Raw genomic sequence first — 13,468 nt, 5'->3', positions numbered from 1 at the left:
ATCGGCTACCTCGCCCCGGCCATCTTCGAACAGAGATCAACTACGCTGGCCATCGCCGCATGACAACCCGTGTCCACGATCAGGGTGGAAGCCCCCACCGGCACTGGCCCCGTATGGGTGGTCGTCGACCAGCAGCCGGATGATCTTGCCGTCGGTGATGTTGATCATCGTCTGGCCGGACTCGGGATATCCGTAGCCCGCTTCGGCGTAGCGCAGCGGATGCCGTTCGTAGACGCCGTTGAGATAGGCGCCGGGCAGTCCGTGCGGCTCTCCCTCCTCGAGATTGCCGCGCCACCCGGCGTGCCCGTTGGAGAGGGCGAAGACCGATTCGCTGTGCGCGAGCACATCCAGGTTCAGCTCGGTCTCGCGCAGACACCGCGGCTCGACCGTGAAGCTCGGATGGGTGATCACTGTTCCTCCAGCAGGTCGGCCAGGTCACTGACCACCACATCCGCGCCATGGGACCGCAGTTGCTCCGCCTGGCCCATCCGGTCGACGCCCACGACCACACCGAACCGTCCCGCCCGCCCGGCCTCGACGCCGGCGAGGGCGTCTTCGAACACGGCGGCCTCCCCCGGATCCGTTCCGAGCCCTCGGGCCGCCTCCAGATAGGTGTCCGGGGCGGGCTTGCCCCGCAGCCCGCGCTCGTGCGTGACCACTCCGTCGATCCGCTCGTCGAACAGGTCCTCGATGCCGGCCGCTCGCAGGATGTCCCGGGTGTTCGCGCTCGACGACACCACCGCGCAGCGCAGACCTGCCGCCCGCGCCGCGTGCACGTACCGGACCGAGCCGTCGTAGGGTTCCACCCCCTCCTCGCGGATCCGCCGCAGCACCAGTGCGTTCTTCCGGTTGCCCAGGCCGTTCACCGTCTCCGCCTCCGGCGGGTCCTGCGGCGATCCCTCGGGCAGGTGCACCCCGCGTGCGGCGAGGAACGTGCGCACGCCGTCCTCACGGGGCCGCCCGTCCACGTACTCGTCGTAGTCGCCGACCGCGTCGAACGGCACGAACGCGGTCCCCTCGCGCGTCGCGCGCTCGCGGAGATACCCGTCGAACATCTCCTTCCAGGCGGCCGCGTGCACCTTCGCGGTCTGGGTGAGCACCCCGTCCAGGTCGAACAGGCAGGCACGGACGTTCGCAGGAAGCCCCAACATGCGGCCGAGGTTAGAAGGCACCTGCCGGCGGACGCGACAGGGCACCGTCCGGCACGCACAAAGGCACCCGCTCGGTTGAGGCTGAGCGGTCAGCCCCAAAAGTCCTCCGGGGGTTGCCCACGCCGTCGGCACGGCGGAGGGTTGTGCCGGACCCGCCGCAGCACGCCTGTCCCGCACGCGGCGTCGGCGCACTGTGGCAGCGGCAGCCTGCGCCCTCACCCCCGTCCTCGCCCGAACTGGTCTGCCGCGCCGGGCCTCCACGGCCGGGTTGTCCTCATACCTCACCGCGCTACGCAACGGGGGCCGGCGCGGGGAATGCGCAGTGCGAGCGCGGATCCGATGTGGCTCAGCGCGCCCATGGCGAGGGCCGCCACGGTCAGCACCTGCCCGCGGGCGCGGGCGTTGATCCGTACGAGTTCGTCAACGGCCGTGCCCCCGACGCCCCGTGACGCCACCTTCGTACGCACGGCATCGTCGGTCACGGCGGTGATCTGCACCTGGTGGCTGAGTGTCTGCTTGACGAGTTGCTTCTGGCCGGAGGACAGGACGCCGCTGGCATCCGCCCCTGCCTCGAACGCCAGGAGCAGGGCGGTGGCCAGGAACGCGCTGGCGAGCGCCACGCCGAGGGAACTTCCCAGATAACCGGCGGTCCGGGACAGTCCCGTCACGTCGCTCACCTGCTCCGGCGGAGGCGCTGACTGGATGAGGTCGGTCATCGTCGTGGCCAGGCCGCGGCCGAGCCCGATGAGGAGGAGACCCGGTGCGAGCGCCAGGCCGGTTGCCGATACGTGCCGCTGACGCGGGTCGAACATCACGGCGATCAGGACGCACCCGGCGGCCATGCAGAGGAACGCCCCCATCCGGGCCGTGCGCTGGGTCATCCGCCCGCTTCCGATGAGTCCCGCGGCCGTGGGGGCCGCCACCGTCAGCCCCGCCGGGACCGCGATCAGTGTGATCTCGCTGCGCAGCGCGTCGAAGCCCACGGTCGCCTGCAGGAAGACCGGTACCAGGAAGAGCATGCCGTTGGGGACCGGGATCTGCAGCACCAGCGTCAGGGTCCCGGCCCGGATCGTGCGGTTGCGGGTACCGGCCGCTGAGGACCATATCCCACCCCACTCATGCCTCCCGTGAATCAGACCCCAGCGCAGCTTACGGCGCGACCTCGACGGGCCGATCGCCACCGCTGCATCCCGGCGGGTCGCAGAACAGGCACGCGAGCGTGCTGCCGAGCTCACGTGACAGTCGGTCAGGGATTGGGATCAGGCGGCTGCGAGCGATGGTCAGGCCGTCGCGCCGTGCAGCAGGATCGCGTTGATGAAGTCCGGGGCCTGACGGGCGCCCATGTGGCCTTCGAGTGTCAGCTCCCACGCGGTCTCGGCCAGGCCGCAGAACGTCGAGGCCAGCCAGGTGGCCGGCATGTCGTTGCGCAGCAGCCCCGAGTTCTGGCCGCGTTCCATGAGCTTGACGGTCCGGATGAAGATCGCCTTGGCCCGCGTGCTGGCCTCGGGCAGACCCGAGACGTCGGGCTCGACGTAGACCAGGCTCCACAGTTCGGCGAACGGCGTGTACTCGGCGACCAGCGCGGCCAGTACCTGCTCCATGGGCGCGGCGTCCGCCTCGGCCTGGTCCAGGCCCCGGTCGCAGTCGTCCAGGATCTTCTCGGCCATCGCCTGCACCAGGAGCTTACGGGTGGGGAACAGACGGACCAGGGTCGCCCGGCTGATGCCCGCGCGTGCAGCGATGACCTGCATGGACGCCGCTCGATCCTTGGCCAGGACCGGGATTGCCGAGTCCAGCACCTCTGCCGCGTCGGTACGCATCGTCGCACCAGTCTCCAATGCCTCTATTGACACATCGTTGTTTCAATTGCATGCTCTGCAGTATCAGCCTCATTGTACTGACGAGGGGGGTTGTCGCTGGACGGGGTCCACACCGCGCACGACCTGTGGACCAGCAAGCGGACGCGCACCACGGTGCATGGGGCAGTCCTCGACCGGATCGGGGACCTCACTGGAGCCTTCGCGGCTTCTTCACCTACGGGCAGACCGTCGAACGCAACGGAGCGTTCATCGGCATCCCGCGAAAGACTGTGTTCAGATCGCAGATCGGTTGACAGACATGACGATGCACCGCCGGCGTTTCCTGCAGAGCGCGGGCCTGGGCGTGCCCAGCCTGGCCGCTCTCACCTCCTTGTCCGCCTGCAAGGTCAGCCCGACCGATGCGAACACCACGTCGGCCTCGTCCGGTAGTGAACGGGTGATCGTCGTCGGTGCCGGGATCAGCGGTCTTGCCGCAGCCCGCTACCTGGCCGACCAGGGACAGGACGTGGTGGTCCTCGAAGCGCGCGACCGAATCGGCGGCCGCATCTGGACGAGCGAGAAGTGGGCCGGTGTGCCACTCGACCTCGGCGCCTCATGGATCCACGGCATCAACAACAATCCGATCGCCGCGCTGGCCGCGAAGGCCAGGGCACGGACGGTCGTCACCGACCCCGACAGCTCCACCGACTACCTTCCCGACGGCAGCGAGGTCGACGACGCCCACGAAAAGGCGATGGAGGGCTGGCAGAGCAAAGTGGAGGACGCTCTCGCCGCGTACCAGGACAACGCGGGCAAGGACACGTCGGTACGCAGCGTGGTGGAGCGCGCCTTGCACTGGTCCTCACTGTCCGACGACGACAAGGTCCTGGCTTCCTTCGGGCTGAACGACTACGAACACGAGTACTCGGGCAGCGTGAACCAGATGTCGGCCCTGTACTTCGACAGCGGCGCGGACATCAAGGGCAAGGACGTGCTGTTCCCGCGCGGCTACCGCCAGATCACCGATCTGCTCGCGCGGGGGCTGTCGATTCGGACCGGGCAGGTCGTCAAGCACATCGACTGGAACTCCAGCGGCGTGACGGTCGGCACCGACAAGGACACGTTTCACGCCGGCCATGTGGTGGTGACGCTGCCGCTGGGCGTGCTGCAGAGCGGCGCGGTCACGTTCGGGCCCGGGCTGCCCGCTTCCAAGCGCACCGCCATCGCCAAGCTCGGGATGGGCGTGCTCAACAAGTGCTACCTGCGCTTCCCCAAGGTGTTCTGGCCGGACACGGACTGGATGACCTACATTCCGGAGCTGGACAAGTACGGCCAATGGGAACAGTGGATCAACATCACCCGGCCCACCGGCCAGCCGGTGCTGCTCGGCTTCAACGCCGCCGACTTCGGCCGCACGATCGAAGGCTGGAGCGACACCCAGATCGTCAACAGCGCCATGGAAACGCTGAAAACCATCTTCGGCAGTGACATCCCCGCGCCTGTCGGCTACCAGATCACCCGCTGGGCGTCCGACCCGTACGCGCGCGGCTCGTACTCGTACAACAAGATCGGTTCCACACCGGCCATGCGCGACCATCTCGCCGCCGCCGTGGGCGACCGTGTGCACTTCGCCGGCGAGGCGACGCACCGCGCCTCCTATCAGACCGTTCACGGCGCCTACCTGTCGGGAATTCGCGCCGCGAAGGAAATCGCGGACTGAAAGAGCCGGGCTTGGGCGGCGCCCTCGCCTTCTGCGTCCTCCGACGACCAGCCCAGCCCCAAGAGAAGCGGCTCTGGCCTGATCCTCTACCAGGTCGTCCGAGAGCTGCAGACACTCCTTGCCATCTGGGTCGGCACCTGCCCTGCCTGCCACCGCGGCATACCCACCCCCACACCACCTGACCAAGCACTACTGGCTTGCGTATGCAAGCGAACCAAGTGTCGGTCTCGGGCGCACCCGACCCGACGGAAGGAAGAACACCGTGGGCATCATCAGCTGGATCATCCTCGGCCTGCTCGCCGGAGCCATCGCCAAGACGCTGCTGCCCGGCCGCAGCCCGGGCGGGCTGATCGGCGCCACTCTCATCGGCGTCGCGGGCGCCTTCGTCGGCGGCTGGCTCTCCGCCCGCTTCCTCGACCGCCCGGTGGAGAAGGACTTCTTCGACCCGTACACCTGGGGCGCCGCGGTCGCCGGTTCCCTGGTGCTGCTCATCGGTCACCGCATCGTGTTCGGCACCTCCCGCGAATAACTCCCGATTGCGGTATGGCTCGCCGAAGACCGTCTTCGTCTCGGCAGGCGTTCCGCATCCGGCCGAAGCTCTGGCCGCGCGCGTCGTTGTCGACGACCCAGGCTAACGACGACTGCGTTCAGTCCCGGGTGCCTCCTCGCTCAGCGACACGTTGCCGCCCTTGGACAGCGACAAAACGATGGTTCGTCCCTCGCCCCGCCGTCAGCCCGTGCGCCTGCTCTAACGGCACGCTGCCGCTGGGCCGCCCCGGCCGCCGCACCCACTCCGCTCCGCCCCAGTCCCAACCGCTCGACCCGCTGGGAGCCAGCATGACCGCACAGCCCTTCGGCGCTCTGTCGCCCTCGCCCTTCGAGGCGCTGTCCCCGGACGATCCCCGCAAGATCGGCGGCTACCGCCTCTGCGCGCGGCTCGGCGCGGGCGGCATGGGCCGGGTCTACCTCGCCTACACCGTCGGCGGGCGCCCGGTCGCGCTCAAGGTGGTCCGGCCAGAACTCGCCGAGGATCCGGGGTTCCGGTACCGCTTCGCCCAGGAGGTCGCCAACGCCCGGCGTATCCACGGTCTCTACACCGCCCAAGTGGTCGACGCAGGCACCGATGCCACCATCCCCTGGCTCGCCACCACCTTCGTGCCCGGCCCCTCCCTCCAGCAGGTCGTCCACCGTCACGGCTCGCTGCCCGAGCGGACCGTACTGCTGCTCATCGCCGGCATCGCCGAGGCCCTGCAGGCGATCCACGCCGCGGGCGTCGTCCACCGCGACCTCAAGCCCGGCAACGTCCTCGTCGCCGCCGACGGCCCCCGCGTCATCGACTTCGGCATCGCCCGCGCTGCCGACGCCAACCCCCTCACCGGCACCGGCCTGCGCATCGGCTCGCCGGGCTTCATGGCCCCTGAACAAGCCCTCGGACTGCCCGCAAGCCGTGCCACCGACGTCTTCGCCATGGGCGCCCTGATCGCCTACATGGGCTCCGGCACCGCCCCTTTCGGCGACGGACCCGACTCCGCCTCCCTCTACCGGGCGATACATGAGGAGCCCGACCTCTCCCACCTTCCCTACGGGCTGCACGAGCTGGTCCTGCTCTGCCTGGCCAAAAACCCCGAGGACCGGCCGGACACAGCCTGGCTGATCGAGGCCGCCCGCAGCCACCCCGCCACCGGTGGCGAACTCCGCTTCTCCGACGGCTGGCTGCCTCATCAGGTCAGCAACGAGATCCACCGCCACACCGACCTACCGACCACACCTCCCCCGCCCGCCACGATCCTCGACCCGGCCCGGTCCGCGGCCGACGCCCCGGCCGCATCCGTCCTCCCCGTCCCGGCGCCCCACCAGCAGCAGCCAGCGCCCGCCACACGCAGAGCCGCGGCCACCGCACGCCGAGGCGCCCCCACCGCGCTCCTGACGGCCATCGCCTTCATCACCGGTGCCGCAACGACCTACATCCTGCTCCATTCCCCATACTTCGACGACCGCGTCGAGCAGGACGTCGCCACCAGCAGCATCCCCCCGTCCACTGCCTCCACCCCCACCCCGTCCTCGTCCACGCGCCCGCAACCGACCACAGTCTCCGGCTACACCACCGTCTACATGAACCGCGAACTCACCTCCCCTGACTCCGACTACGAGTTCGATCTCAAGGCTGGGAAGGTGACCCAGGACAACTCCACCTGGTACTTGGGGCGTGAGGACGGCGAGTACTACATCCCCGACGACAGCGCCGCCTACATCCCCCCAGTCGGGTCCCTCACGCTCACTGACTGCCTCAAGGGCATCGGCACCCAGCCCGCCTCCATCCTGCCCTTCACCACACTGCGCGCCCGCCGCAGCTTCTGCGTCCGCTACCCGGGCGGCCAGGACATCACCCTTATCCGCACGCTCACCGACGGTTCGAACGACGGCCCGGTCAAGGTCTCCCTCACCTACTACCGCCACTCCGCCTGAACCCGACCCACCAACCCCACCCAGTCGCCACGCACCCTGGCAAGTTCCCGGCCAGAACACGAGCGGCCCGCACCCCCGAGCTGGCCTGGCAGCGCACGTCGATGCCTGGCGGGGTAGGTAGGAAAGTCGACAGCAGCGGACCAGCACGGCGGCCCAGCCGGGGCTTGGACGGTCGAACGCCGCCCGATTCCTATGGGTCACAACCCCGTCGCGGTCGCGCGCCATCGTGGTAGCCACTCGCGAACGCATTCAGCACGTAGGCGGTCGGCAGTAACTCTGCGAGCAGCACGGCGTCGTCGAGCGGAAGGTTGAAGGGGCGTCGGGTGTTGGAGTATTCGGCGAAGGGTACCCGCACCAACTCGGCCTGGGTTCCGTTGATCAGATTCCCCAGGATCCATCCGCCGCCCTCGCCCCACTGTCCGTACTTGGCGTCGCGGCACGCCCGGCAGTGGCACCTCAGTCCGGCTCCATGTAGGGGCGGCGGAAGACCGGGGCCTGGCCGATGCCCCATGGCCGTACGGCTGCCAGCGCCTGGGCGACCGCGGACTCCAACGAACCACTGGTGTCGACCGCGACGGCGTCGGGCCATGGGGGTTCCGTAGCCGCCATGGCGGCGGCGATCTCGGGGCCGGCGTCGGATGCGCCGGGAGCGCGCGTGCTCAGGCGGGCTGCTGAGACGTCGCCCGGCACGTGGCAGTGCAGGGCCACCAGGTCGGCGCTGGTGCGGTCGGCCACGCGCAAGGCCGCCTCACGCTGTCCCGCATCGGACCATGTGGCGTCCAGGACGACGGACTCGCCGGCGGACAGCAGGGCGGCTGCGCGATCGAGCAGGGCGCCATAGGTTCTGGCCGTCCACTCGGGTGTGTACAGGCCCTCGCCGTAGCGGGCCGCAGCGGACTGCTCCGCGGGGATGCCCGCCAGCTCCTTGCGGAGGCGGTCGCTGCTGAGCAGGGTAACCCCCAGCCGGTCGGCCAGCGCCCCGGAGAGGGTGGACTTCCCGCTGCCAGGCAGTCCGCCGACGAGGATGAGGCAGACAGCGGCGGTACGCAGGTGACGCAGTGCCGCAGAAGCAAGCCGCCGCGCCGCCGCCTCGGATCCGGGCGCGCCCTGGCGGGCCTGGATCAGGGAGACCTTGGCGCGGACGAACGCGCGGTAGGCGATGTAGTGGTGCCACAGGGACGGGGGCGCTGGATCGCCGGAATACTCGCCGTACTGGGCGAGGAAGTACGCCGCGGCCTCCGGGGCGCCGAGCTGTTCCAGGTCCATGGCGAGGAAGGCCGCGTCGTCCAGGCCGTCGACGTAGCGGAGATGGTCGTCGAACTCCAGGCAGTCCAGGACGCGGGGGCCGTCGTCGAGGCAGAAGATGTCGTCGGCGAGCAGATCGCCGTGACCGTCGACCACCCGCCCCTGCTCGATACGGGTGTCGAACAACGGCTTGCGGCCGGCGAGATAGCGGCGCACCAACCGCTCGACCTCCGTCACCCCGTTGAGCACGAAGCCGTCGGCAGCCAGCGCGTGGACCTGCCCGAAGCCAGCCTCCCACCGCGTTGACAGCGCGTCCCGCGTGCCCTGCTCGGCCACGTCGCGGCCGCCGGGCGCGTCCGCGTGCCACGCGGCGAGGTGCCGGGCGACGGCCCGGAGCACATCGTCGACGGCGGCCCCTGCTCGGACCAGGCGGGAGAGGCGGCGGCCCTCCGGCATACGGCGCATCACCACGAGTGGTTCAGGCGCCTCCGCGTCAGGGCTGCGGAACTCGCCCACACCCAGGTAGACATCGGGGGCGAACCGGCGGTTGAGGGTGACTTCGCGCTCGCAGGCGGCCTGGCGAGCCGTCACGGTGGTGTAGTCCAGGAACCCCAGGTCGACCGGTTTCTTGACCTTGTAGACGCGGTCGCCGACGAAGAACAGTATGGCCGTGTGGGTCTCGCACACCTCTGCGCGCGGCAGCGGCTCGCCGCCGTGCCGGGAACTGGACCGGAGCGCGGACGCGTCCTCCTGAGGCACCGACCGCAGCACGGATGTCCCCCGAGGCTCGGGCTCAGTCATGAGAAACGGCGGCGACAGCGCAGCGCCCACGGGCCGGTTCTGGTGCCGGCAGCGGCCGCGCGTGCAGCAGGCGCAGGGTGAGCCTGCGTTTCTCGGCCCCGTCGGTGGCCCAGTGGGCAGCGCTGAGACTCTCGGGCGAGCCGTCGATGCCGACGGTGACGACTGGTTGCATGGCGGCGGCCTCCGTCTCGTAAGAAGCTGGAATCGACGGTGGACGAGTCCGATCGAGTGAATGGTCCGGACGTCGCCTGCATGCCGAACGTGGTGCGTTCTCTCATTCGAGGATCACCCGAGCCCCTCTGCGGCGCATGTGGACCTGTGGAGGAGAGCCCGGAACGGGAATCCGGCACGAGACACGAGGGGATCCGAGGCGAGCCTGGAGGCGGTCGACTGGGCCGTCGCCGAGGCGGTCCGGCACGGGGTACCGCTCCACGTCCTGCACGCGGCGGGTGGGGACCATGAAACCTCCGACGTGATCAGCGCTGCCTCGGCACGTGCCACAAAGGGCGCTGCCACCGTGCGGCTGTCGAGCGAGGTGGTGCATGAGGACGCCGCCTCCGCCCTGGTCGACAAGGGGCGCAACGCCTTCGCGTTGGTGCTCGGGTCGAGAGGGCTCGGAGACCTTGCCGAGATGCTCCTGGGATCGGTGAGTCTCGCCGTGGCGGCACGAGCCGACTACCCGGTCGGCGTGGTCCGCGGCGCAGCAGAGCACAGGGACGCCCGGTTTGGAACCATCGTCGCCGGCGTCGAGGACGAAGAGAACAGTGGCACGGCCCTGCAGTTCGCGTTCCGCGAGGCTCACGTACGACGGTGCCGGCTGATGGCAGTGCACGCCTGGAGCGCGCCGTTCGGAGCTTTCGCCACATCTCAGGCTCCGTCGTGGCCCCTGGAGGCTCACCGGCGCCCGACGGCGCAGGTGCTCGACGACGCCCTGCGCGGCCTGCCGGAGCGGTACCGCGACACCCTCGTCGAGCGGCGCCTGATCGAGGCACCGGCACGCCAGGCACTGCTGAAAGCCGCGTCAGGGTCGGACCTTCTGGTCGTCGGCGCCCGCCCGCGCCTAATGCATCGAGGTCTGCAGCTGGGCCTGATCAATCACGCGCTACTGCATCACGCGCCGTGCCCGATCGCGGTCGTTCCCCAGATCTGACCTCCTCGTGGAGCAGGATCGTGTCAGGGCCGATGGAACCAGGGCTTCCTCGCGCCTCCCAGCAGCCGCGTCGGCGGTCCCGGTCAGGTGCCGGTGGGGGAACGGCGGGCGTCGTCCGTTCGGTGCGCGATGTCAGCGGCGACCGAGACCACGCCGTCGACGCCACGGCACAACTGCTCGATGACGGGGATCAGGCTCCTGTACTCCACGGATCCGCCGAGGGCGACCCGCCCGTCGCGCACCTCGACCGTCACATCCGAGGGTTCGAGGCCCATTGTGCGTCGCAACACGTCCCCCGTGATTTCCTCACGGATGGCATCGTCACGGCGCAGAAAGACCCGTAGCAGGTCACCACGGCTGACGATGCCCAGGAGCCGGTCCGCCTCGTCCACCACGGGCAGCCGCTTGACGTGCTGGGCCTCCATGAGGCGGGCGGCCTCGACCACAGTCCACTCGGGGCGCGCGCACACCGCGGGAGCCGACATCAGTTCCTCGGCGCGGGAGCCTTCGGCCTTGGCACGCTCCCAGGCCTCCAGGTCCGGAACCGGGACCCTGCCGGACGGATCCGCCTGGTCGGCGCCCTTGCGCAGCAGGTCGGCCTCGGACACCACACCCATGGGGCGCTCGAGGTCGTCCACCACGGGCACGGCGGTGACGTCGTTCTCCGCCAGCAGCCTGACGAGCTCCTTGAACGGCGTGTCACGCCGTGCCCGGACGACGTCCCGGGTCATGAGCTCCTCGACCGTTCGGTGATGCAAGTCGCCTCCCGGATACGGGCCGCCCACCTCACGGATACAGGGACGGGGTCTCGTCCCATGCGGCGGTGTGTCCCGCGTGGCAGGTTGGAATACAGCACCATTCTGAGCAGAGGGCGGCGATCATGCGAGCTCACCTCGGCGACCAACTCGTCATCGAAAGTCCGACGACCGGCGGCGCCAAGCGCGACGGCGAGATCATCGGGCTGCACCACCAGGACGGAACCCCTCCCTACGATGTGCGCTGGTCGGACACGGACGAAGTGACACTCGTCTTCCCCGGGCCCGACGCCCACATCCGCCATCTCGAGCACGGACAGCCCGGGACCGCCGTTGGGACACAGCCGGGCGCGGGTCAGGCGGAGCCTGTGTCCGCCGCCGGCTCTCCGACCGGGACACCCGACCCCGGCGACATCGGCCGACGCGTGGGCGTCGAACGCCGCAGAAGGGGACTCGCCCTGGAGGAAACAGCCCGCCGCGCCCGCATGTCGCCCCGCTACCTGGCATACCTGGAGGAACAGCCCGCCGACCCCACGATGGCGACTCTCATCAGGCTGGCTGACGCACTGGGCACCACAGCCACGGCTCTGCTAGGCGGCGGCATGGATCTCCCGCCCGGCCAAGGTCATGCACTACTGCACCCTCAGCTGCGGGACCTCGACCCGGACGAATGCCGCACTCTGCTCTCCACGCACGGTGTCGGGCGCGTCGCAGTGACGGCGTCCGACGGCCGCCCGGCAGTCGTCCCGGTCAACTACGACGTCGTCGATGAAGCCATCATCTTCCGGACAGCCCCCGACTCCGTGGCCGCAGCGGCCGTGGAAACGGAGGTTGCCTTCGAGGTCGACCACGTGGACGAGGCTCTGAGTCAGGGCTGGAGCGTGCTCGCCGTCGGTCCCGCGAGCGTCGTGACCGAGCCCGATGCTGTGCGCAAGCTCGCCCAACACGCCCACACCACGCCATGGGCCGGCGGCAAACGCGAGATGTGGGTGTCGATCCGGCCGGAAAGCCTTACGGGCCGTCGCATCACCCCGGGCGATCAGTAGACGCCGGTGCGCTGCAGAGCGGTGTGGCAGGCCCTGTTTCACTTCGTGCTCTCGGGTGCGTCCGAGGCGGCATCCTCACCGCTGAGCCGTGCCTCGACGCCCACAACACCCTCCAGAGCGTGGACCAGGCGCTCGGCGACCCAGATGAGCGAGGTGTCGGGGACACGGCCGCGGAGCGTGACGACCCCGTCCTGCACGGACACATGGATAGCGTGGCTGACCGCAGGGAAGAGGTAGGAGACCACGGTACGGCGGACTTCCTCGCCGATGTCCTCGTCCGATCGCAAGAAGACCTTCAACGGGTCGCCTCGGCTGACGATGCCCGACAGCCTGTCCTCGTCATCGACCACGGGCAGTCGCTTGACGTGCTCCTTTGCCATGATCCGGGCTGCCTGAGCCAAGGTCACGTCGGGGCGGACCGCGACGGCGGGCGTGCTCATGAGCTCCCCGGCGGTCAGCGCCTCAGCCTTGGCCAGGGCGGACCGGCGCCGGATCCGATCACGGCGGGTGCCTCCGCCGTCCCGAAACTCCTCCTTGGGCAGCAAGTCGGCCTCTGAAACGACACCCACCACACGCCCCTTGCCTTCCACGACCGGTACGGCACTGACCTGCTGCTGCTCCATGACCCGCACGATCTCCTTGAACCGCGCATCGCGCCCGACGGCCACCACGGGCAGGGTCATCACATCGCTCACGATGTGCGGAGCGTCAAGCATGTCCTGGTCCTTCGGGGGCGTTCGGGGGGAACGGGTTCGGCCGTACGGCTCCAGCATCTCCGCGACCGGGCGTGCCGCAACAGCCAGATCAAGGACCGCCTCGGCGGACTCACCGATCGCCCTGCAACTGCGCAACCTGCAGATCCTCGCTGAGATCGCCCCGGCACACAGGGAAACCGCCGAGCGGCAGCTCGACATGAGAGGAACGACATGCTTGATGAGCCCAGGACGCACCATCAGGGGTCGACACCAGGTCGTTCACTCCGGCAGCCGGGTGGGAAGACTTCAAGTCCGGGATCAGCGCCATGCGGCTGTTCGAAGGATGCGCCGTCGTCAGCGACATCAGCTGGATCCGGGAGTCGACCCGGCTCGCGAGTTTCCTGATGCCCTGCCCTGCCCTGTCCGCGTCTTCGACGTACAGGACCGCGAGGAGGCTCTGAGCCGGCTCGCCTCAGTCGAGGTCGAACAGCCCCTGCGCACCCACAGGGCTTCGAGGCGCTGGCACAGACCGCCGACAGCAAGCTCGCCGAACTCGTGCACCCCTTCGCGAACCCCCTTCGCGAAGGGGTGCGCCCGAAGATGCGGCGGGGGCTCACTTGCATCGAGTACTCCTCATGCG

At 69.5% G+C, this 13,468-nt stretch carries 13 protein-coding genes and 3 pseudogenes; 6 read left to right on the top strand and 10 right to left on the bottom strand.

The window, feature by feature from the left end; genetic code table 11:
- Window positions 1-96: 96 nt before the first annotated feature.
- The 4 genes and pseudogenes from ACWD35_RS39270 to ACWD35_RS39255 form a co-directional block, all read right to left on the bottom strand.
- Window positions 97-411, bottom strand: a pseudogene (locus tag ACWD35_RS39270) (family 65 glycosyl hydrolase); the annotation flags it as partial.
- Entirely contained in the window at window positions 408-1,151 is a 744-nt protein-coding gene (locus ACWD35_RS39265) for an HAD family hydrolase (protein ID WP_451356149.1), read from the bottom strand. The gene ACWD35_RS39265 and the pseudogene ACWD35_RS39270, both read right to left, overlap by 4 nt.
- A 281-nt stretch (window positions 1,152-1,432) precedes the next feature.
- The gene (locus ACWD35_RS39260; protein ID WP_451356148.1) at window positions 1,433-2,197 is read right to left on the bottom strand and encodes an MFS transporter; all 765 of its coding nucleotides are present in this window, start codon (window positions 2,195-2,197) and stop codon (window positions 1,433-1,435) included.
- Window positions 2,198-2,431: 234 nt separating this feature from the next.
- Window positions 2,432-2,971 carry a TetR/AcrR family transcriptional regulator gene (locus ACWD35_RS39255; RefSeq protein WP_451356147.1) on the bottom strand — a complete coding sequence of 180 codons (540 nt, stop codon included), beginning with the start codon at window positions 2,969-2,971 and terminating at the stop codon, window positions 2,432-2,434.
- Between the two features lie 298 nt (window positions 2,972-3,269).
- Between ACWD35_RS39255 and ACWD35_RS39250 the strand changes: the two genes are divergently transcribed.
- From ACWD35_RS39250 to ACWD35_RS39240, 3 genes are all read left to right on the top strand, one after another.
- A complete protein-coding gene (locus tag ACWD35_RS39250) occupies window positions 3,270-4,670 on the top strand; it encodes a flavin monoamine oxidase family protein (protein WP_451356146.1) in 1,401 nt (466 codons plus the stop codon).
- A gap of 262 nt (window positions 4,671-4,932) precedes the next feature.
- Complete coding sequence (locus tag ACWD35_RS39245) at window positions 4,933-5,199, top strand: GlsB/YeaQ/YmgE family stress response membrane protein (protein ID WP_451356145.1); 267 nt, start codon at window positions 4,933-4,935, stop codon at window positions 5,197-5,199.
- Window positions 5,200-5,507: 308 nt separating this feature from the next.
- A complete protein-coding gene (locus ACWD35_RS39240) occupies window positions 5,508-7,136 on the top strand; it encodes a serine/threonine-protein kinase (protein WP_451356144.1) in 1,629 nt (542 codons plus the stop codon).
- A 256-nt stretch (window positions 7,137-7,392) separates the two neighbouring features.
- Here the strand turns inward: ACWD35_RS39240 and ACWD35_RS39235 are convergent.
- The 3 genes and pseudogenes from ACWD35_RS39235 to ACWD35_RS39225 form a co-directional block, all read right to left on the bottom strand.
- Window positions 7,393-7,584 (bottom strand): annotated as a pseudogene (locus ACWD35_RS39235) (alcohol dehydrogenase); the annotation flags it as partial.
- 8 nt (window positions 7,585-7,592) lie between these two features.
- A complete protein-coding gene (locus ACWD35_RS39230) occupies window positions 7,593-9,068 on the bottom strand; it encodes a bifunctional aminoglycoside phosphotransferase/ATP-binding protein (protein ID WP_451356153.1) in 1,476 nt (491 codons plus the stop codon).
- A gap of 142 nt (window positions 9,069-9,210) precedes the next feature.
- Window positions 9,211-9,354 (bottom strand): annotated as a pseudogene (locus ACWD35_RS39225) (universal stress protein); the annotation flags it as partial.
- A 144-nt stretch (window positions 9,355-9,498) separates the two neighbouring features.
- Here ACWD35_RS39225 and ACWD35_RS39220 point away from each other — a divergent pair.
- On the top strand, window positions 9,499-10,332 hold the full coding sequence (locus tag ACWD35_RS39220; RefSeq protein ID WP_451356152.1) for a universal stress protein: 834 nt from the start codon (window positions 9,499-9,501) through the stop codon (window positions 10,330-10,332).
- An 83-nt stretch (window positions 10,333-10,415) separates the two neighbouring features.
- Here the strand turns inward: ACWD35_RS39220 and ACWD35_RS39215 are convergent, their stop codons facing one another.
- Window positions 10,416-11,090 (bottom strand): CBS domain-containing protein, encoded by a 675-nt coding sequence (locus ACWD35_RS39215; protein WP_451356143.1) that lies wholly within the window; start codon window positions 11,088-11,090, stop codon window positions 10,416-10,418.
- Window positions 11,091-11,212: 122 nt separating this feature from the next.
- Between ACWD35_RS39215 and ACWD35_RS39210 the strand changes: the two genes are divergently transcribed.
- On the top strand, window positions 11,213-12,133 hold the full coding sequence (locus ACWD35_RS39210; protein ID WP_451356142.1) for a DUF1918 domain-containing protein: 921 nt from the start codon (window positions 11,213-11,215) through the stop codon (window positions 12,131-12,133).
- A 38-nt stretch (window positions 12,134-12,171) separates the two neighbouring features.
- On the opposite strand, the gene ACWD35_RS39205 is transcribed toward ACWD35_RS39210, so the two are convergent.
- On the bottom strand, window positions 12,172-12,849 hold the full coding sequence (locus tag ACWD35_RS39205; RefSeq protein ID WP_451356141.1) for a CBS domain-containing protein: 678 nt from the start codon (window positions 12,847-12,849) through the stop codon (window positions 12,172-12,174).
- 109 nt (window positions 12,850-12,958) lie between these two features.
- Window positions 12,959-13,192 carry a hypothetical protein gene (locus tag ACWD35_RS39200; protein WP_451356154.1) on the bottom strand — a complete coding sequence of 78 codons (234 nt, stop codon included), beginning with the start codon at window positions 13,190-13,192 and terminating at the stop codon, window positions 12,959-12,961.
- Here ACWD35_RS39200 and ACWD35_RS39195 point away from each other — a divergent pair.
- Entirely contained in the window at window positions 13,155-13,289 is a 135-nt protein-coding gene (locus ACWD35_RS39195; RefSeq protein WP_451356140.1) for an STAS/SEC14 domain-containing protein, read from the top strand. The genes ACWD35_RS39200 and ACWD35_RS39195 overlap by 38 nt on opposite strands.
- Window positions 13,290-13,468: the final 179 nt, after the last annotated feature.

This window comes from Streptomyces sp. NPDC002671, from assembly GCF_053592475.1.
This window is presented reverse-complemented; position numbering and strand designations above follow the sequence as displayed.